The following is a 20,083-nucleotide window of genomic DNA, read 5'->3' as shown; positions in this document are numbered from 1 at the left end:
ACTGTATTGACCCTATATTCATATATGTGTAAAATACACCTATTAGATTTTTTATAGAGGTGTTACCTATGAACAATGATAAAGATAAAAATATTACTCCTTCAAAAAACTTTATTATGCCTTTTATTCTTCTACTCCTTAGTCGGATGACACTTCATGGCTATGATCTAATTCAAAAGCTCCACGCATTCGGGTTTCAAACACTTGACCAAGGAAATTTATATCGATTATTAAGACAACTAGAGAAAGAAAATCTTGTACAATCAAAATGGGATACGAAAGGAAGCGGACCTGCTAAGCGCTGTTATTCAATTACAGAAGCTGGGAAGGCATTCTTAACAGGTAACGCAAGACAACTCGAACTTTATCAATCAATGCTTGATCAATTTTTCAAAATGTACACTAGTTTTCTTGAGCTCTACATTCCTCCAATACAAAGAGAGGATAAAATAGAGAAACATTTGAAACCAAAAGAGGAGGAAGAAGTTTGACGTTACAGAAAGCTTCAAAATCAAAGGCAGAAGTTCAAAAAATTAAAGACGAAAAAGTAGAAGAATATTTAATGGATCCTTTTTTTAATACACTTTGGAATCAATACGAAAGTAATTTGACATACATAAGAGACGCTCGAGAACAAAGGTTAAATTCGTTTATTAAAGTGTTAAAAGAAACAAGGAAATTTAATGAGGAATATCGTAATGTAGTAAATGGTTTATTTGAAGAAATAAAGTACTTTAATAATCATATAAAAGCAAATACAACAAGAATTAAAATAGAAGAATCTTCAGAAATTCAATCAAGTGTTAATCTATTTGAAGAAAAAGTAAATAAATTTACTGAGTTATTAGCTACTCCGTTCAAAGCCTCAGTTGAGTTAATTGAAAGAGTAGAAGAGCAATATGAACAAACAGGAAAGTACTACATAGAGAGTTTGAAGGAAAGAGAGCGAGTATGGTCATCATTAAATGAACATTACTTGAAATCCTTAAGAGCAGCACATACAAACATTAACCATCGAATTGAGGATAGCTTTAAAATGTTTGGATCTGTTAATAAATAAGTAAATTTTAGACATTTGTCTTCATACTCCAAACAACTCCTTAAAATCAGAAGAGTTGTTTTTTTATGCCTTATAAGTTTTTCTTATAGCCAGTTTAATCGGTTACAATACATACCTCAGTGAACTATAGACAAGACAAATGAATAGTCTATAGAGGGGTGTTTCTTCATGAATCAGTTTAAATATGAAGAAATTGGATCGTTAAATGCAAAACTCGCTGCAGAAGCATTACTAAAATTAACTTTAAAAATAAAAAATGAGGATATAAAAGTAAAGCCAGCTGATAAGCCACTCACTTAAACTTTGAGTGGTATTTTTGTCTAAAATAGCCAATAAAAATAGAAAGTTAATAAATATTAAACTGATGGACGGCGTTTTTGTTTATGAAGTCAATAATCATGACGGACTTTATGTTGAGAATACTCTTCAACTTCTCAACGAATATGATGGGAAAAAACTTGAAAAAGAATGGATAGAAGTAAATTATTCATTTTCTTTCGGGGATCTTGTTCAAGTCAATGGCTATGAAAAAGAAATTTTTCGAATTGTGGGGTATCGTACAGAGGTTTGGCGATATAAAAATGACGCATGGGAAGATACAATTTACGAATTAGCGCGTATTACTGATGGAGAATGGTTAGAAGCCGATGAAACAGATTTAACCTTAATTGCATCAGCACAAACTGCAAATGCAATTCTAAAAAAACTAAGAAATGATAAAAATGGCATTACAAAATTAGACTTAGAAAAACTTCGCTCAATGAATGATTTTAATAAAAACAGAAATAAAACCACAAAACAAGAAATAATTGATGGATTATTAGATATATATAATGATTACGCTGTTTTATATTCAATCTTCCAAGATGAAGAATATAAAATTGTGATGGATCTAGTGCTTAAAAATTTAAATAAATTCTCAGAGAAGAAAACAAATTGAGAGAGAGGATATTCTACAATAATTGTAGAATTATATGAATCATAAAAGGTATGCCTATCCCTATTAAAATAAAAAATGCAATTGTCGTTAGTTTTTCAACAGCTTTTTCAAACAGTTCATCATTAACCATAATTTCTTTTAGATTAGCTAGCTTGTCCATTTTTATCATTGGAATCTCGCTCCTTTAACATGTTTTAATTGAATATATGCTTGTCAATGTTGTATTATGCTAAAGGTTACATATTAATATTTTTTTGTGCTTGGTAAGGTTTTTTTCATATTTTCTCATTTTTAACATATTAACTAGTAAGGGGTGATGCTAGTGAAAGAAATTGAGGTAGTTATTGATACGGAAGAAATAGCAGAATTTTTCTATCAACAGCTCATTCAGCGGGGTTATGTTCCTGAGGAAGAGGAAATTGAAGAACTAGCGGATATTACTTTTGAGTACTTACTGGAAAAATGTATGATTGATGAAATCGATGAGGAAGAAGAATAGTCATGAAAGTGGCGACGGGAGCTCTCGTCGTTTTTCTTTTGTGTATCCAAAGTACAAGCAATTATGATGCATTAACTGGAATATATTTTGGAGGATTATATGAAAAAAAATAATTGGATCCTAATTTTTACTTCTATTTTTCTATTTGTTATTTTAGGACTTATTTATGATTCAAACATGATTCGGAGTTTGGACAATTCAGCGTTTAAATTCTTTGAATTCATTCGAACAGATGCACTAGATTCATATTGTTATTTTTTAAGAGATTTTGGTTCTTCAAAAATGTATTTAACATTTGCAGTCATTGTTTTAGTTTATTCAATTATACGTAAGCGCATTTGGACTGGTTTATCATTAATGATTACATTATTGACAGCTAGAGTGGTTGTTTCCTTTTTAAAAGATCTATATGAAAGACCAAGACCAAGTTCAATGTACTATGTGGAAAGTGGCTTTAGTTTCCCAAGTGGTCATGCAGTTATGGCAACATCCTTCTTTCTAACATTAGGCTTTATTTTAATTGTCATTCAACCTGCAATGGTGAAACACAAAAAGATGATTCAATTTATCGTTCTATTAATGATATTTTTAATATCAATGAGCAGAATTTACCTTCATGTGCATCATTTCTCAGATATTATTGCTGGCTGGTTAGTAGGATATGCATGGTACAGTATTTGTAAAAATGTATTTATAAATTTACATGAAAGAAAACAGCTTTAATTTAATATGAAAAAATGACACCTATAATCGAAATGATATAGGTGTTTCTTTTTGGTTCCAGGTGCAATGCGAACAACATCTTCAATGAAATTAAGCACAATAAATCATCACCTCATGAGATGTATATGATATAAATCAAGTCCAAATTGCCTATTGAAATACAAGTAAACTAGAAAATAGGATATGCATATGAAAAACCACAAGGCTCAATTACCTTGTGGTCTAATTTATTTTATTTAGATTTTAGGGATAATCCCAGTCTCATAAAGATTTACTAACTTTATATTACTCAAAAGTTGATAAAAATTCTTCAACTGATTCTGGTGTTTTTGAATTTGCGCTATGTAAGTGTCCAATTTTTTCGCCATCTTTAAATACAAGTAAACTTGGAATTCCCATTACTTGTTGTTCACTAGCGATTTCTGGAAATTCATCGCGATCCATTGTGTACCAAGTAAATGATGGGTGCTCTTCAATTACGTCTCCGATAAAAGCATCTAAACGTGTACAATCAGGACACCAAGTTGCATAAAACTTCACCACGATTGGCTTTTCACTTTTAATTATTTCCTCGTATTTTTTTACATCTTCTATTTTTTCCATAATTGCCTCCTAAAGTTGTGATAGGTTTATTTTGAATCATATTAATTAGTATTTCAATTATTTTAACTTAATAATGCATTTTTAGAATTAATGTGATTAAAAAGCATACAAACGTTCGTATGTTGATGTAAAATATAAGATAGAAAAGTTGTTCTATAAATGTAGTAACAATGAAAGTAAATAAAAATGATGAGGTGTATTTAATGAAGTTTATTCATACAGCAGATTGGCACCTTGGTAAAATTGTACATGGTGTACATATGACAGAAGACCAACGATTTATATTAGATGAATTCATTTCAATAATTAAAGAAGAAAAGCCAGATGCAGTTGTTATAGCAGGCGATTTATATGATAAAAGTATATCTCCAACTGAGGCGATTGAACTATTAAATGAAGTATTCCATAAAATTGTAATTCAATGTAATACGCCCATCCTTGCGATTGCGGGAAATCATGATAGTGCTGAACGAATTGAATTTGGTAGCCGTTTTATGGAAAAAGAAGGCTTATATTTAGTAGGGAAATTTCAAACACCATTTAAGAAAGTTATATTGAATGATGATGATGGTGAAGTTCATTTTTACTTAATTCCATATGCGGAACCAAGTATTGTACGTTATATATTACAAAACGATGATATTCATTCACATGATGACGCTATGAAAGCAATCATAAATAAAATAAGAGATGAAGAATTAGACCCATCAGTACGAAATGTATTTGTTGGACATGCATTTGTAACAAATAATGGAGAGCCTTCAGATGAAGAGACAGAAGGTGAACGTACACTCTCTATTGGTGGAGCTGAATATGTATCACATCATAATTTTAAACATTTTAACTATACAGCCCTAGGACATTTACATCGAGCACATTTTGTAGGAAACAAATCAATTCGCTATTCTGGATCACCTTTAAAGTACTCACTTTCCGAGGAAAACCATAAAAAAGGCTGCTTAATTGTTGAATTAAAAGCTGACGGTGAGCTATCAGTAGTTAAGAAAGATTTTCATCCAAAACGAGATTTAAGATCGATCGAAGGAACGATTGAGGAAATCAGACAGCATTCTGTAAATGATGATTATGTATTTGTAAAATTAACTGATGAGCATATGGTCGTTCATCCGATGGAGCAAATCAGAACAGTTTATCCAAATGCGATGCATGTTAGTCGAAAGCGAACAACATTACAAACAGATAAAACAAATCAACTTAGTTTAGTGGAAAAACAATCAAAAAATCAACTTGAGTTGTTCCAATCTTTTTATAAAGAAATGAAAAATGAAGATTTGAAAAATGAAGATGAACAATATATGAAAGAGATTATTCAAGAAATCTTTGTAAGGGAGGAATAGATTTGAAGCCATTAAAAGTAGTACTTCACGCTTTTGGACCTTACAAGGATAAGGTAAATGTTGACTTTAGTCGACTAAACGAAAAAGGACTATTTGCAATAACTGGTCCAACCGGTGCAGGTAAAACAACAATATTTGACGGGATTTGTTTTGCTCTTTTTGGTGAGGCGAGCGGTGAAAATAGGAATGACCAAACATTGCTTCGAAGTCATTTTGCAGATGACGATCTTTATACTAGTGTTGAATTAACATTTGAATTAAAAGGAAACCATTATAATATTTTTAGACAAAAAGGTCATCAAAAGAAACAAAATAAAGGTATTACAGGCGATAAAATCGAGTTTTATAAAATTGAGAATGAAGAAAAAGTACCTTATTGCCAGGAATTTAACAAAACTTCAATCGTGAATAAAAAAGTAGAAGAATTATTAGGGATTAATGCAGATCAATTCAAACAAATTGTATTACTTCCTCAAGGTGAATTTCGAAAATTATTAGTTTCGGATACAAAAGAAAAGGAAGAAATTTTGCGGAAAATTTTCAGAACTGAACTATTTGAAAAAGTAACTGAAACTCTAAATTTAGCTCGAAAAAACATTGAAAGTAAATTTACTAATTTAAAGCAGAAAATCGTTATTAAATTAGAAGTGATTGAAAAATTGTTAAGCGAAAAAGGAATTCAAATTGCCGACGATTCTCAAATTAATCTTCATATTGTTAATGAGATTTTGACTGAACATATAGTAAGTATAATGGATGATTTAAAAAGACTTGAAGAAAATGAGAAAATCCAAAAATCACAATTAGAAGTTAATCAGCAAAAGCTATTTTCAGCAGAGGCCCATAATAAAAATATTGAACGACTACATGAAGTAATTGAATTATTAACCATGTTAAAAGGTCAAGAGGTAGAAATAGAAGATAAAAAAGTAAAAATAAAATTAGCCACAAATGCTGAAAAAGTATTGCCTATAAAAACTGAACTTGAGAAATTAAAAAATTCACTTCAAGTAACGAACGATAAATTATTATTCGAAATAGAAAGTTTAAAAGAAACACTTATTAAAATTGAAAAAATCTCTGCGGAAGTCGCTACATTACCTGAAGAGCAAAAAAAATTAGGTAGCTTAGAAAGCCAATTGAGTCATTTATTAGTGTTAAAAGAAGATATCGATCAATTTCAAAATCATAAAGTAGCGTTTCAAAACAAGTCAAAGCAGATCCTATTATTCGAAAATGAAGAAAAGACATTACAAGAGGGTTTAAAGAAAGAGAACGAAGAATTAAATCAATTAAAACAACAACTAAATGATTTAGAAGGTGTTCATGATCAATGGGCAAAACTCTCCTTATTAAACAAGGAAATCTCACTAAAAGGTGGGTTTGCTAAACGAATCTTTTTTGCAAAAAAAGAATTAGAGCAAAAACAAAATGAATATCAAATAAAAAATTTAGACCATGTTAAGCTAAAAAATGAATTGGACAGAATTGAAAGTGAAATGCATCAGCAAAAAGCCGCTTTTTTAGCGAAAGATTTAAAAGATCAAGAGCATTGTCCAGTTTGTGGAAGCACACATCACCCATCACTTGCTAAATTTAATGGGACTGTTAATGAAGAAGAAGCAGAAAAATTGAAAATACATGTAAATCAATTCCAGACTGAACTAGCAACAATTCAGGGGGAAATTAAAAGTAAGGAAAACTCATTAAAAATTGATGAACAATCATTTTTTGAGGAGCATGGACAATTTGATTTTACAAATGAAGGTCTTAAAGCTCTTGCTAATGAGTTTAATGAAAATGAATCAAACTTAAAAAATCTGACTGAGAAAAAAGCTACTTTCGAAAAGATTAATAATGTAATAAAAACAAAAGAACAATTAATTAGGGATTTAACCGTAAAAGTTACTGAGAAAACTGAAGCAATGAATAAGTTTACGAATGAATTAAATGAATTAAAAATTCAGATTGTACAAATTGAATCAAAATTACCGGAATCTTTGAGAACTCTTGAGAAATGGCAATTGGAAAAAAATGATATTGAAAAAAATATAGCAATATTAAAAGCAAAAATTTCAAAAATTGAAGAAGAATATAGAATCCTAACTGAACAGAAGACGGTTAAAGAGACTACTCGTACTCATCTCGAAAAAGAAGTTTTAAAATTAAATGAAGAGACCCGCTCAACAACGATTCTTTATCATGAAAAAATAGCTGAGTACGAGTTTAATGGTGAATCAGAGTTTATAAGTGCAATTGATTATATTCGAATGATTGATCAATATCGAAATGATTTATCAATTTTTGAAGAAAATCTTCAAAGATTAAGTACTGAAAAAGAGTTGCTTGAAAAACAAGTTCAATCGATGGAAAAAATTGAAGTAAGTGAACTTAAAATGAAGGTACAAGAAATTACTCAGCATTTAGACGCGATCGTTAATGAGATGATTCGTATTCAAGAATTAAATAAGCGATTAAGTCAATTGAAAATTGACCTACAAATTTATCAAGAGGATTTTGTAAAAACTGAACAAAAATTAGCAGGTTTAACTGATTTATATAAAGTTACAAAAGGCGATAATGATAAAATGATTTCGTTTGAACGATATGTCTTATTGGATTATTTTGAGCAAATTATTGAATCGGCAAATATTCGACTTGATCATTTATCAAATGGCCAATTTCAATTGCAACGAAAAGATGCAGTTGAAAAAGGTAGGAAACAAAGTGGTTTAGGATTGGAAGTATATGATTCCTATACGGGCCTTGCTAGGGATGTAAAAACATTATCTGGTGGAGAGCAGTTTAATGCATCACTTTGTTTAGCATTAGGAATGGCAGATATTATTCAAGCACATAAAGGTGGCGTATCAATTGATACGTTGTTTATAGATGAGGGATTTGGATCACTAGATGATGAATTATTATCAAAAGCAATTGATACACTTATTCAACTTCAGAAATCTGGACGTTTAATTGGCGTTATTTCTCATGTGCAAGATGTAAAGGATGCAATGCCAGCAGTAATTGAAGTTCATAAAACGAACAAGGGATATTCAGAGTTATCAATTTTAATTAAATAAAGCTGTAAGAGAACCGGAAACTAAGCGAATGTTTCCGGTTTTTTATTTTTACTAAAAAGAGTTCGACTAGAATTTTTTTGAATGAAATATAGTTATCTATAAATACATTAATAATATAATATCTTATTTTAATAATCCTTTGAATTAACCTGTTGAATGGAGGGAATTGGCAAAAAATGACATAGTATTGCATATTTAAACAAGAATAGATATAATGATTAAAAATCTAAATATATTAAATTTTCAATATATTTAATCTAATCAGAAATTTACTTACATAAATCAAAATTAATTGGGGGTATTAAAATGAAAAAGGTTAAAAAACTATCGTTTGCATTTGCTGTGACGACGGCTCTAATTTTATCGGGTTGTGGTAAGGATACGAAAACAAGCGGAACAGCAGACAAACCATTACGAGTTGTTACTGATGCTGCCTATGCGCCTTTTGAATATCTTGATAACGGTAAAATAGTAGGATTCGATGTTGATTTTACAAATGCAGTTGCGAAAGAAGCTGGGGTAAATATCAAAATTGTGAATACTGGATGGGACCCATTATTTGCTGAAATTGGTGGCAAAACTGCTGATATTGGTATGTCTTCTATTTCAATCAATGCAGATCGTGAGAAAACATATGATTTTACAACTCCTTATTTTCTTTCGATTAATAAAATTCTAGTTCCAGAAGGTAGTAGTATTAAATCAGCCGCAGATTTGAAGGGGAAGGTTGTAGCAGTGCAAAATGGTACAACAGGCCAAGAAGCTGTTGAAAAAATGTTTGGTAAAAACAATAAAAATCTTAAAAAATTCGAAAATAACAATTTAGCAATTTTAGAGCTTCTTAGTGGAGGAGCTGATGCAGTAGTTGCGGACAATGGTGTTCTTGAAGCATATGCAAAAAATAATCCAGATAAAAAGCTAGTTGTTATTGATGATAAAAATAGCTTTGAACCTGAATACTATGGCCTATTACTTCAAGATGGAAGTAAATTAAAAGGTAAACTTGATAAAGCAATTAAAGAAGTAGTAAACAATGGTACTTATGAAAAAATTTATAAAGAGCATTTTGGATCAGAGCCAGATCTTGAAACATTAAAAGCAGAAGAAAATAAATAGGAAATTAAAAATTGCGTAACAGGCATTTGTGTTACGCAATTTTATCTAAATGGGGGAAAAGAAATGGGATTTGATTTTGGAATTGTAAAAGAATACATACCGTTTTTCCTTAAAGGAACTGTATTAACAATTGGCTTATCTTTTGCAGGAATATTTTTAGGTACAATAATTGGATTATTTATTGGATTAGGAAAAATGCAATCAAATAAATGGTTAGCATTACCTTTTGTTTGGTATATCAATTTTTTTAGAGGCACACCGTTATTTGTACAAATTTTATTAATTCACTTTGGGGTAGTTCCGTATTTTATAGGAGAGACAAACGCAATAGCGGCAGCAATCATTGCACTATCATTAAATGCAGCAGCTTATATTGCTGAAATCTTTCGTGCTGGGATTCAATCAATCGATAAGGGGCAAATGGAGGCTTCTCGTTCCTTAGGAATGACGCATGTACAAGCTATGAAACATGTTATTTTACCTCAAGCTTTAAAACGTATGATCCCTCCACTTGGAAACGAATTTATTGTCTTAATTAAGGAATCTTCAATTGCAGCTATTATTGCTGCACCTGAGCTTATGTATTGGAGTAGAGCAATGCAGGGGCAATATTATAAAGTGTGGGAGCCGTACATTTCTGCTGCAGTAATCTATTTAATCTTAACATTAACATTAAGCTTTGTATTAAATCGGATTGAAAGAAGGTTGACTACGGGATGATTAAAGTAGAAAAATTAAAAAAATCATTTGGTTCGCTAGAAGTATTGAAAGATATCAACATTACAATTCAACCACGTGAAGTATGCGTTGTAATCGGTCCTTCTGGTTCTGGTAAGTCAACCTTTCTTCGATGTTTAAATATGTTAGAAACAATAACAGCGGGTAAAGTTTTTATCGAAGACGTCGATCTTACAGATAAAAAAACAAATATAAATAAAATTCGTACCGAAGTAGGCATGGTATTCCAACATTTTAATCTCTTTCCACATTTAACAGTTTTAGAAAATATTACTCTAGCACCTAAAAAAGTAAGAAATCGAGCGAATGATTTTGCTAAAACGAAAGCACTTGAACTATTAAAAAAAGTAGGGCTTTCAGATAAAGCAAATGTATATCCTGACTCATTATCTGGAGGACAAAAACAACGTGTTGCGATCGCAAGAGCACTTGCAATGGAACCAAAAATTATGTTATTCGACGAACCTACATCGGCTCTAGATCCCGAAATGGTTGGTGAAGTTTTAGAGGTTATGAAGCAACTTGCTAAAGAAGGAATGACAATGGTCATTGTTACACACGAAATGGGATTTGCTCGTGAAGTTGGTGATCGCGTAATCTTTATGGATCAAGGTTACATAGTAGAAGAAAACAGTCCCGTGCAAATATTTGATTTCCCAAAACACGAGCGCACGAAAAGTTTCTTAAGTAAAGTATTATAAGGAAGATAGTAAACAGATGAGGTTGTCCCGACTTTTTAAGGGAACCTCTTTTTTTATGTCAAAGTAGATTTGGTATTCAGTCTGAGCTGCAAAGAAATCTAAGTGAACAGCAAATAAAGTTAAAAATTACCCGTACCAGTTAGGGTATTAAGACGTAGTTTCTATACTATAGTAGATTATTTTAAATGGAAATCTAGCAAATATCGTTTTATTCTTTCTAAATCACTTAGAAAGTTGATAAAAACTAACTAATTATGAGTTGAAAAGAACCAATAGGTCATCTAGAACCACCTTTAGATTGGAGAGAAAAGGTTACGAAAATCTATTATATTACTATAAGTGTTTTCTTTTCATTCTTTTCGGAAAATTATGCTAAAATTTATTTATGACAAAAAAAGGAGTGTAGGACAATGGAAATTCAAAGAATACTAGTGACTAGCCGAATTCATCATAAGCTAAAAGACCTAATTGAATCACATAATCTATCAAAAGAGTTTCGTTTTTTACCTGAAGATGAAGTAACAAAAGAGGATTATGAGTGGGCTGATACATTTGTTGGTTTTCGTCCAACACCAAATTTTGAATTTGGAAACATAAAGTGGGTCCATTCATTAGCAGCGGGCGTAGATAGTTTCATGAAAATTAAATGGAAAAATGATGTGCTTTTAACGCGAACAATTGATGTTTTTGGTCCAAAAATGAGTCAATATTGTTTAAGTTACATACTTCAGGATTCACAATTACATGAACAATTTTCAAATTTACAGAGTGAAAATAAGTGGGAATTTCATATCCCAAAATCTTTAGAAGACCAAAAAGTCGTCATTTATGGTACAGGAGAAATTGGCGGACATATTGGTAAAGTTTTATCAAGCTTAGGAATGAAGGTGTATGGAGTTTCTATGAGTGGTAATCAAAAACAATATTTTGAAAAAATAGTACCATTCCAAGAAGCATCTACAATTTTAGATCATACAGAATGGATTATTAGTGTTCTTCCCTCTACGAATGAAACTAAAAATATATTAGATATGAGTACATTTAAACAGTTAAATAATGTAGGGTTTATAAATGTTGGTAGAGGAGCAACTGTATGTGAGGACTCTTTAAAGGAAGCTTTGAATAATGGGTATATTAGAAAAGCTATTTTAGATGTTTTTGCTGTTGAACCACTTCCAGCCGATTCTGAATTATGGCAAATGCCTAATGTAAAAATAACACCACATATTTCGGCAGTTACTTTACCAAATGATGGTGTTAAGTGTTTTGTCAATACACTTTCAACAATAGAAAATAACGAAAAACTAAGAAATATAGTGAAGATTGAAAAGGGATATTAATTTTATGATGTAGAATGGGGATTATTTACCTATGGCTTGCCAGGAGATGAATAGCTAAATTTATCATTTCACATTTAGAAATTATAAATTTGCTGAAGGGAACTCGACGTTGCCTGCAAATTTTAGGAACTAAGTATAAGTGAAACTACGCCTCTGTCTTCGCCTGAAAGCTCGCCAATCGTCGAGTTTTCATTATTATCACAAACATGTTAGGATAGACAAGTAACAAATTGATAAATAAGGAGAATACAAAAAATGGCAATTATTGACGTTTCAATCGTACCAATTGGCACAGAAACACCTAGTGTAAGTGCATATGTAGCAAATATACATAAAGTTTTAGAAAAGTATAATGGCGAAGTGAAATTCCAACTTACACCTATGAATACAATTATTGAAGGCGAATTACCGTTATTATTAAAAGTTGTACAAGAAATGCATGAGGTACCATTTGAAAATGGAATTTCAAGAGTTGCAACGACTATTCGAATTGATGATCGTCGCGATAAGAAGAGTACAATGGAAGGTAAGTTAGCTTCTGTTCAAGCAAGACTTGAACAAAACTAATATTGACTTGATAAAGTGACTTGATAAGTATAACGACTTATCGTCACTTTTTTTGTGATTTGAAAATAATCGTGTGATTATTTCGAATATTTTCTTGAAATTCCAAAATTTAGTTGATAAACTAAACTAATCAGTCAGTTTAAATATATTTATTGAGTAAAGGAATGTGTTCAATGCCAAAAGTCTCAGATGATTACAAAGAACGCAAAAGAGAGAGTCTTCTTGAAAGTGCTTTAAAATGTTTTGGAGAAAAGGGATATCATACGACAACAATGGATGATATAGTTGCATATTCTAAAACGAGTAAAGGGCTAATTTATAATTATTTTAAAAGTAAAGAAGAGCTCTATTTAACGTTAATGCAAGAAAGAACAGTCCAAACATTTGAAAAAATTAATCAACGATTTCAAAATATTAGTTCATCAAAAGATAAGTTAAAAGAGTTATTTCAAATGTATAGTGAAATTTCTTTAACAGAAAAATGGCGAAATATGATTAGGGTCCATATGGAGTTTTGGATTAATTCAGCTAGGCATGAAAATCTACAAGCCATTATGATTGAAAGGTACAAAGATCAATACCGGTTATTTTTAAGTGAAATTATTAAACAAGGAATAGCATCTGGTGAGTTTAAGAAAACAATCGATCCTGATATTATTTCGAGTTTGTTTTGGGCTAATATAGATGGCATTTGCTTACATTATTCAGTTGTAGAAGAAGATGAAATTTACAAAGCACAATTTAAAGCCGCAGAAGAAATGATTATGTCTTATATAGTTCAAAATTAAAGCTTATGGTAGTGAAGGTGAAAACTTTCCTACCTAAAACTTTAAATTCAGAAAATTTTTTATGTTAAAAATAAAGCAAACAACATACACTAATCATAGAATAAAATAAACTTAATAGTCAGTTTTAATTGGAAAGGAGGAATCACGATGAATTCCGTCCAAATTAGAATTATTTGTTTGTCTATGTATTAATAAGTATGTAATTTTTTTATTTTGGTAGAATGAAGGGATTATAATGGGAAAGAAAGTCTATTTTTTATATACAAAGGCGTTCTCGGATATTGGTAGTATGATGGAATTAGTAGTAATGAATGCAGTGATCTACTCGATGACGAAAAGTACATCATGGCTGGCTGCGGTTTTAGCCCTTCGAGTTTGTGGAGGGATTTTAACAAGTTTATTTTCTGGTGTATTTGCCGATCGATATAATAGAAGAAAGCTAATGATATTTAGCGATATTACTAGAGGAATAAGTATTCTTACCTTATGTATTTTCCCTTCACCTTTAATGTTTGCAACTGTAGCATTTATCATTGGTGCATTAGGAAGCTTTTTTTCAGTCAGCTTTAGTGCAGATTTACCTCAAATATTTGGTGAAGAAAATATTTTAAAAATAAATGCTTTTATTTCACGCCTTGCTGCAATTAGTATGGTTATTGGATTTTTAGGATCAGCATTCTTATCAACGGTTGTAGATTATCGTGTAATCATTGGAATAGATGCCCTTTCCTATTTCTTATCCGCTTTTGTTCTAATCTTTTATAAATGGGAAAATACGGTTAAAAAAGGTGATAACAATCAATGGAAACAACTATTTAATGATTTGAAAGAAGTAAAAACTTATGTGCTAATCAAACCGCTATTAGTATTTGTATTCATTGTATTTCTATTTCAAACATTCTCAGCAAGCTCTCATAATGTCGGAGTACCAATATTAGCAGAAAAAATTAGCACAGAACATGCAACATTTTACCAAGGACTTATTTGGGGAACTTGGGGTATTGGAGGAATCCTTTCCACTTGGTTAATTCCTAAGGTATCTTGGTTAAAAAAACATTATCTATTTATGTATTACGGAACTTCAGTTTTAACATCAATCGGCTTCATTTTATTTTTATCGAATCAAATTTTATGGATCGTATTTTTCTTCGCATTTTTTACTGGCTTTTTTGATAATGCTGCAGGTACTTATTTTTCAACAATGATTCAAAAAAACGATAATTCCATAAGAGGTAGAATCTTCGGAGTCGCAAATTTGTTAAATAGGGTTGGTTTTACAATCGGTTTTGTAGCGGCATCACCATTATTATCAGTTTTATCAATGCCACATCTTGTTTGGTTGTTTCATGGTAGTCTAATCATTATGATTTTAAGTGTAACCAGTTACTTATTATTTAAGAAAAAATTTGATTTTAATTATGATCAAATTCAAGAAAATGAAAATGAACTCATCATTTCTAAATAAAAAAGGACGTGATTATATGGAAACAAATTTGAAGAAGAATATTGAGGTAGAAAAAATAAATTATTCTAGATGTAGCGAAGTAGACGTTGAATTAGCTTATCAAGCATTTTCGATCGGTTTTTCAGATTATATCGTTAAATTCAATTATTCTAAGGAACAGTTTGTAAATTTGTTTTTTGGTCCAGAAGGTAACAAACCGGAGCACTCATTCGTAGCAATTTATGAAAATGAAGCGGTAGGTGTGATTTTAGGCGGTATTAAAAAGTATGAAACAATTAAAACAATGCGATGTGGAACTTTGGCTATTAGTCCAGATTATAGGGGATTAGGAGTTAGCCAAAAATTATTTGAACTGCATAAAGAGGAAGCAGAGAAAAACGGATGTAAACAATTATTCCTTGAAGTAATAGTTGGAAATGATCGAGCAATTAACTTTTATAAGAAACTTGGATACAAAAAGATTTATGACCTTTCTTATTTTTCTAAATCAGATTTAACAAATTTACACCAAATACATTTAGATTCTGGCACAGAAATAAATAAAGTTGATTTTAATACGTTCAAAGAAACAACTATGAATTGGGACTATCATATAAACTGGCAAAATGACATTGATTATTTAGAAAAACTAACTAATTTTAGTTATTTTCTAGCTAAAGTTAACGATGAAAATGTTGGTGCTTTAGCAGTTAATGAAAATGGTAGAATAAGTCTCCTAATAATTGATAAAGTTTACCGAAATCGAAAAATAGCAACTAACTTATTGCAATCTGCGGCTAGTGAACTAAATTTAAAATCTTTCTCAACATCCATACCAAATAACAATAGTCTTGAAGGTTTCTTGTCTAAACTAGAATTTAAGAAAGAAAAAATAGCTCAATATGAAATGTACAAATTGATTTAGGATAAGAAGAAAAGAGAAACAGTACTCTTCTCTTAAGAATTTGTACTTTTGCCTATATACATGACCTTGCTCCTAAATCAGCTAATCTCCGTACATTAGTTAGTATGGAGGTGATTTATAATGTATGATTATCGTCAACAAATTGAGCAACCATATTATCCATATTCTGGGGTACCGCAACAAGAAGATGAAAGATTTTTCCCATTTTTCTTTCCGTTCTTATTTGGTGCAGCGGCATTTGGCCCATGGGGATGGGGAAGACCATGGGGTTGGGGCCGTCCTTGGGGCTGGGGAAGACCTTGGGGATTTTATCGTCCATGGGGCTGGGGCCGTCCATGGGGTTGGGGAAGACCTTGGTAAATTAAAAAATATTGAATTTGGTGTCTCATAGGTCATTGTACTTTTGAGTCACTTTTTTTGTTTTGAAAAATACAGATCGGTGAAAATCAAAAAATATCCCACAAGGGAAATAATACCTTGTGGGAAGTTTTATTTTAGTATTAATTTTATGAAAAATGGGATAAGAATAGAGGCAAATATCGCACTAAGCGTCATTGCTATTGAACTTATTGCTTGTTCAATTTTTCCATATTCTGCTGCTTTTGCAGTACCTACTCCATGTGATGATATTCCATACGAAGCACCAATCGCAACAGGGTGGTCTATTTTAAGTTTTGATAGAATAGCAGGACCAAACATTGATCCTGAAATACCGGCAATCATTACATATACAACCGTTAAAGATGGAATACCACCAATCATTGAAGTGATTCCCATAGCTAATGGGGTCGTAACTGATTTTGCTGCTAAAGAAAGCAGGATGATTTTTTTTAATCCGAGCCATAGAGATAAGTATACACCTGAAAGTAGACCGACAATTGTTCCAGCCATTACACTAACTAATATCGACATACAATGTTTCTTTAATGTTGCCCGATGCTCGTATAATGGATAGGCAAAAGAAACAACAGCAGGACCTAAAAGTAAATTAATCCATTTTCCTCCAAGCATATACGATTCATAGGTAATGTGAAGATTTACAAGAATGATGATAATAACTGTAGTAGAGGTAACAATCGGAATCAGTAACGAGTATGTGAATTTAGCGTACATTTTTTTAGCAAGAATATAACATAAAATGGTTAAGAGGATAAATAGTAAACTTTTAATGTCCTTCATTCGTATCCCTCCCAATTAATAAATCAGTTGTTTGTTTTTTATGGGCTCTCGAAGTAAGATACGAACTAATGCTTGCGGTAATTGTAAATACAACTGCTGTACTAATTAATACGATTATTATAGAAATTAAACCGTGAAAATTTAAAATAGAAGAATAATTCATTATTCCTACAGTAGCTGGAATAAACAAGAGCGTTAAGTGCTTACTTAAAAAATTACTACCAGATCGAATCCATTTTTCGTTAAAGAATGGTATAAATAGTAAACAAAATAATAACAACATACCAATAATACTTCCTGGAATAATTAGATGAAATTGTTGCTGAATTAAATTTCCAATAAAAAATAATAAGTAAAGAAAGCTTATTTGAACAATCATTTTTACAAAATTCATTTTCAACATCCTTTGATTCTACTAACTAATAGACTATTAATCTTATTATTGTACAATAAATTATGGCGAAAATGTGAACTTTTTTCGTTATTATAAAAATGCATCTTTTTATAAAAAAGATTATAATAGTTTTATCATATAAATAGAGGAAGTTATATAAAATGAAATCATTTGTAGCGTTCGATTTTGAAACGGCAAATTACAATCGACATAGCATTTGTGCTGCCGGTTTTGTATTTGTTGAAGAAGGAGTAATTGTTGATCAAGTTTACTCTCTAATTAATCCTGAAGAAGAATTTTATTCGATGAATATTTCTGTACACGGAATTAGGCCAAGAGATGTACAAGATGCACCCCTTTTCCCAGAATTTTATGAAACGATTAAAGATAAGCTTGAGGGGAAAACATTAGTAGCACATAATCTAGCATTTGATGGTTATGCATTAAAAGATAATTTATCAAGATATGGTATACCTTCAGCGTTAAATAATTTACTATGTTCACTGCAACTTGCTAAGAAGGTATTGCCAAAACAATCTCGTTATACATTAGATACTTTATCAAGTCGATTCGGTATTTTATTAGAACATCATCACCATGCATTAGCTGATGCTGAGGCTTGCGCTAAAATATTTCTTCATTTAACGAAGGAATATGAAATCTCATCATTCGAAGAGTTATATGAGAAAACTTCAATTTATCACGGACAAATTCATCAGTTTGAATATCGTTCATCATTAGTAAAACCGAAACCTAAACGTAAATTGGAGAAAAAAGTATGAAATTAATATCTTGGAATGTAAACGGAATAAGAGCATGTGTACAAAAGGGATTTTTAGATTATTTTAATGAACAAAAAGCAGATCTATTTTGTATACAAGAAACAAAGTGCCAAGAAGATCAAATAACTCTGGAATTAGACGGTTATTATCAATTTTGGCATTCTGCAGTAAGAAAGGGTTATTCTGGTACTGCAATTTTTACGAAACATAAACCATTAAATGTTAGTTTTGGATTTAATGGTAAAGAAGAAGATCAAGAAGGAAGAGTATTAACCTTAGAATTCGAGAAATTTTATATGGTAAATGTTTATACGCCAAATTCTCAGCGAGACTTAGCCAGATTACCAATAAGATTAAAATGGGAAGATGATTTTAAAAGCTACTTAAATAAGCTCGATGAACAAAAACCTGTCATCTTATGTGGAGACTTAAATGTCGCACATAATGAAATCGATTTGGCAAATCCAAAATCAAATCGTACGAATTCTGGCTTTACGGAAGAAGAGCGTGGTAAAATGACAGCATTATTAGAAAGTGGTTTTACTGACAGCTTTCGATTTTTAAATCCAACAAAAGAAAGTTCATATAGTTGGTGGTCTTATATGGCAAAGGTCCGAGAACGAAATATTGGATGGCGTATTGATTATTTTATTATTTCAAATAGATTACAAAATGAATTAATAAATTCAGAAATTCACTCTCACATTATAGGAAGTGATCATTGTCCAGTTGTTTTAACGATGGAAGATTCGATCATTTAAATATAGACAAAGTACAAAAATTTGATTTTCAGACTGATTGCAAGCGCTTGTCTTTCGAGGCGCGAAGCCTGGTGAGGAGCGGAGTTACCCTTAGGTGGTAATGAGCACCGCAGACAGGCGAAGCAACGAAGAAAGCGAACGTTTGGCGGGCAGTCTGAAAGCTCTTAGGTTTTAGAGCTTTCTTTTTTTATATAGGCATTTAGTAAGTCAACGAGAAGCTATTATGCGTAAACTAAAGGTAGGACAAAGTATAATAATTGTTTGTAAAACTACTTAAAGGTAGAAAAGGATGTGGATTCCTATGAGTATAAAATGGCTAGAATGGGCACAGAGAATCCAAGCAATTTCTCAAGCAGGATTGACCTTTACGAAGGATGTATTTGATAAAGAAAGGTATGAAGAACTAAGACATATAAGTGCTGATATTTTAAATCATTATTCAGAATTACAAATTGATGAAATCGAAGGATTGTTTCGCAATGAACGGGGGTATCCCACACCAAAGCTTGATGTTAGAGGTGTCGTTTTTAGAAACGGTAAAATATTATTAGTAAAAGAAAAGCTAGAAAATAAATGGTCTTTACCAGGTGGTTTTTGTGACGTTGGATTATCAGCTTCAGAAAATGTAGTAAAAGAAATATTTGAAGAATCAGGCTATAAAGTTGAAGTGAAAAAACTATTAGCAGTATTAGACATGACAAAGCACGACCATCCACCTCATTCATATCACTACTACAAATTATTTATACAATGTGAAATTGTTGGTGGTAATCCCTCAATTGGAACAGAAACAAGTGATATTGATTTCTTTGATCAAGAGCATTTACCAGAGCTTTCTCTCAATCGAAATACTACATCTCAATTAGATTTAATGTTTGAATATTATCGAAATCCTAATAAAGAAACTTGTTTTGATTAAAGATCATTTTAAAAATAGATAAGATGTTAAAAAAATCATTTTAGAGTTGCTAGTGCAGCTCGATTTTGTTTTAAAGGGGACAAAATATTAAAAATGATTGAATGAATGAAAAATATACATATTTAGAATTAAAATTGAAGGAACTTACTAACTCAACTCAAAA

24 protein-coding genes are annotated in these 20,083 nt (G+C 31.1%); 20 read left to right on the top strand and 4 right to left on the bottom strand.

Annotated elements, in window-relative coordinates; all coding sequences use genetic code 11:
* Positions 1–68: 68 nt before the first annotated feature.
* The 4 genes from phaQ to ACFVRR_RS07615 all read left to right on the top strand — a co-directional run bounded on the left by phaQ (position 69) and on the right by ACFVRR_RS07615 (position 2,000).
* The gene (phaQ, locus tag ACFVRR_RS07630; protein ID WP_387326592.1) at positions 69–491 is read left to right on the top strand and encodes a poly-beta-hydroxybutyrate-responsive repressor; all 423 of its coding nucleotides are present in this window, start codon (positions 69–71) and stop codon (positions 489–491) included.
* Positions 488–1,060 (top strand): hypothetical protein, encoded by a 573-nt coding sequence (locus ACFVRR_RS07625; protein WP_387326589.1) that lies wholly within the window; start codon positions 488–490, stop codon positions 1,058–1,060. Before phaQ ends, ACFVRR_RS07625 begins: the two co-directional genes overlap by 4 nt.
* A 168-nt stretch (positions 1,061–1,228) precedes the next feature.
* Complete coding sequence (locus ACFVRR_RS07620) at positions 1,229–1,360, top strand: hypothetical protein (protein ID WP_387326587.1); 132 nt, start codon at positions 1,229–1,231, stop codon at positions 1,358–1,360.
* 64 nt (positions 1,361–1,424) lie between these two features.
* Positions 1,425–2,000, top strand: a complete 576-nt coding sequence (locus ACFVRR_RS07615) for a hypothetical protein (protein WP_069032034.1) — start codon at positions 1,425–1,427, stop codon at positions 1,998–2,000.
* Between the two features lie 13 nt (positions 2,001–2,013).
* Here the strand turns inward: ACFVRR_RS07615 and ACFVRR_RS07610 are convergent, their stop codons facing one another.
* A complete protein-coding gene (locus ACFVRR_RS07610; RefSeq protein WP_176522653.1) occupies positions 2,014–2,169 on the bottom strand; it encodes a hypothetical protein in 156 nt (51 codons plus the stop codon).
* Positions 2,170–2,322: 153 nt separating this feature from the next.
* On the opposite strand from ACFVRR_RS07610, the gene ACFVRR_RS07605 reads away from it, so the two are divergent.
* Together ACFVRR_RS07605 and ACFVRR_RS07600 are read left to right on the top strand one after the other, a co-directional pair.
* Positions 2,323–2,499: a YozD family protein gene (locus ACFVRR_RS07605; RefSeq protein WP_069032035.1), complete on the top strand. Its 177-nt coding sequence runs from the start codon at positions 2,323–2,325 to the stop codon at positions 2,497–2,499.
* Positions 2,500–2,598: 99 nt separating this feature from the next.
* The gene (locus ACFVRR_RS07600; protein ID WP_387326582.1) at positions 2,599–3,222 is read left to right on the top strand and encodes a phosphatase PAP2 family protein; all 624 of its coding nucleotides are present in this window, start codon (positions 2,599–2,601) and stop codon (positions 3,220–3,222) included.
* Between the two features lie 285 nt (positions 3,223–3,507).
* On the opposite strand, the gene ACFVRR_RS07595 is transcribed toward ACFVRR_RS07600, so the two are convergent.
* Positions 3,508–3,825: a thioredoxin family protein gene (locus tag ACFVRR_RS07595; RefSeq protein WP_097978597.1), complete on the bottom strand. Its 318-nt coding sequence runs from the start codon at positions 3,823–3,825 to the stop codon at positions 3,508–3,510.
* Positions 3,826–4,028: 203 nt separating this feature from the next.
* Here ACFVRR_RS07595 and ACFVRR_RS07590 point away from each other — a divergent pair, with 203 nt between their 5' ends.
* The 11 genes from ACFVRR_RS07590 to ACFVRR_RS07540 all read left to right on the top strand — a co-directional run bounded on the left by ACFVRR_RS07590 (position 4,029) and on the right by ACFVRR_RS07540 (position 16,245).
* The gene (locus ACFVRR_RS07590) at positions 4,029–5,183 is read left to right on the top strand and encodes an exonuclease SbcCD subunit D (protein WP_387326578.1); all 1,155 of its coding nucleotides are present in this window, start codon (positions 4,029–4,031) and stop codon (positions 5,181–5,183) included.
* 2 nt (positions 5,184–5,185) lie between these two features.
* Entirely contained in the window at positions 5,186–8,266 is a 3,081-nt protein-coding gene (locus ACFVRR_RS07585; RefSeq protein WP_387326575.1) for an AAA family ATPase, read from the top strand.
* A gap of 306 nt (positions 8,267–8,572) precedes the next feature.
* Positions 8,573–9,382, top strand: coding sequence for a basic amino acid ABC transporter substrate-binding protein (locus ACFVRR_RS07580; protein ID WP_387326572.1), 810 nt, complete (start codon positions 8,573–8,575; stop codon positions 9,380–9,382).
* 63 nt (positions 9,383–9,445) lie between these two features.
* Positions 9,446–10,102, top strand: coding sequence for an amino acid ABC transporter permease (locus ACFVRR_RS07575; protein WP_387326569.1), 657 nt, complete (start codon positions 9,446–9,448; stop codon positions 10,100–10,102).
* Positions 10,099–10,821, top strand: coding sequence for an amino acid ABC transporter ATP-binding protein (locus tag ACFVRR_RS07570; RefSeq protein WP_098428921.1), 723 nt, complete (start codon positions 10,099–10,101; stop codon positions 10,819–10,821). The genes ACFVRR_RS07575 and ACFVRR_RS07570 overlap by 4 nt, the downstream gene beginning before the upstream one ends.
* 410 nt (positions 10,822–11,231) lie before the next feature.
* A complete protein-coding gene (locus ACFVRR_RS07565) occupies positions 11,232–12,161 on the top strand; it encodes a D-2-hydroxyacid dehydrogenase (protein WP_387326565.1) in 930 nt (309 codons plus the stop codon).
* Positions 12,162–12,416: 255 nt separating this feature from the next.
* Complete coding sequence (locus ACFVRR_RS07560; RefSeq protein ID WP_387326562.1) at positions 12,417–12,728, top strand: MTH1187 family thiamine-binding protein; 312 nt, start codon at positions 12,417–12,419, stop codon at positions 12,726–12,728.
* A gap of 173 nt (positions 12,729–12,901) precedes the next feature.
* The gene (locus ACFVRR_RS07555; RefSeq protein ID WP_387326559.1) at positions 12,902–13,516 is read left to right on the top strand and encodes a TetR/AcrR family transcriptional regulator; all 615 of its coding nucleotides are present in this window, start codon (positions 12,902–12,904) and stop codon (positions 13,514–13,516) included.
* A gap of 235 nt (positions 13,517–13,751) precedes the next feature.
* On the top strand, positions 13,752–14,981 hold the full coding sequence (locus ACFVRR_RS07550; protein ID WP_387326556.1) for an MFS transporter: 1,230 nt from the start codon (positions 13,752–13,754) through the stop codon (positions 14,979–14,981).
* A gap of 16 nt (positions 14,982–14,997) precedes the next feature.
* The gene (locus tag ACFVRR_RS07545; RefSeq protein ID WP_387326553.1) at positions 14,998–15,885 is read left to right on the top strand and encodes a GNAT family N-acetyltransferase; all 888 of its coding nucleotides are present in this window, start codon (positions 14,998–15,000) and stop codon (positions 15,883–15,885) included.
* Between the two features lie 120 nt (positions 15,886–16,005).
* A complete protein-coding gene (locus ACFVRR_RS07540; RefSeq protein ID WP_387326549.1) occupies positions 16,006–16,245 on the top strand; it encodes a hypothetical protein in 240 nt (79 codons plus the stop codon).
* Between the two features lie 129 nt (positions 16,246–16,374).
* On the opposite strand, the gene ACFVRR_RS07535 is transcribed toward ACFVRR_RS07540, so the two are convergent.
* Together ACFVRR_RS07535 and ACFVRR_RS07530 are read right to left on the bottom strand one after the other, a co-directional pair.
* Positions 16,375–17,064: an LrgB family protein gene (locus tag ACFVRR_RS07535; protein ID WP_387326546.1), complete on the bottom strand. Its 690-nt coding sequence runs from the start codon at positions 17,062–17,064 to the stop codon at positions 16,375–16,377.
* Entirely contained in the window at positions 17,051–17,458 is a 408-nt protein-coding gene (locus ACFVRR_RS07530; protein ID WP_387326544.1) for a CidA/LrgA family protein, read from the bottom strand. The genes ACFVRR_RS07535 and ACFVRR_RS07530 overlap by 14 nt, the downstream gene beginning before the upstream one ends.
* A 161-nt stretch (positions 17,459–17,619) precedes the next feature.
* On the opposite strand from ACFVRR_RS07530, the gene ACFVRR_RS07525 reads away from it, so the two are divergent.
* From ACFVRR_RS07525 to ACFVRR_RS07515, 3 genes are all read left to right on the top strand, one after another.
* On the top strand, positions 17,620–18,240 hold the full coding sequence (locus ACFVRR_RS07525) for a 3'-5' exonuclease (protein ID WP_387326541.1): 621 nt from the start codon (positions 17,620–17,622) through the stop codon (positions 18,238–18,240).
* On the top strand, positions 18,237–19,001 hold the full coding sequence (locus ACFVRR_RS07520) for an exodeoxyribonuclease III (RefSeq protein ID WP_387326538.1): 765 nt from the start codon (positions 18,237–18,239) through the stop codon (positions 18,999–19,001). Before ACFVRR_RS07525 ends, ACFVRR_RS07520 begins: the two co-directional genes overlap by 4 nt.
* A gap of 301 nt (positions 19,002–19,302) precedes the next feature.
* Positions 19,303–19,920 carry an NUDIX hydrolase gene (locus ACFVRR_RS07515; RefSeq protein WP_387326535.1) on the top strand — a complete coding sequence of 206 codons (618 nt, stop codon included), beginning with the start codon at positions 19,303–19,305 and terminating at the stop codon, positions 19,918–19,920.
* Positions 19,921–20,083 lie beyond the last annotated feature (163 nt).

This window comes from Gottfriedia sp. NPDC057948, assembly GCF_042887255.1.
GTDB lineage: Bacteria > Bacillota > Bacilli > Bacillales > Bacillaceae_G > Gottfriedia.
The sequence above is the reverse complement of the archived record's forward strand: the minus strand, read 5'-3'. Positions and strand labels throughout refer to the sequence as shown.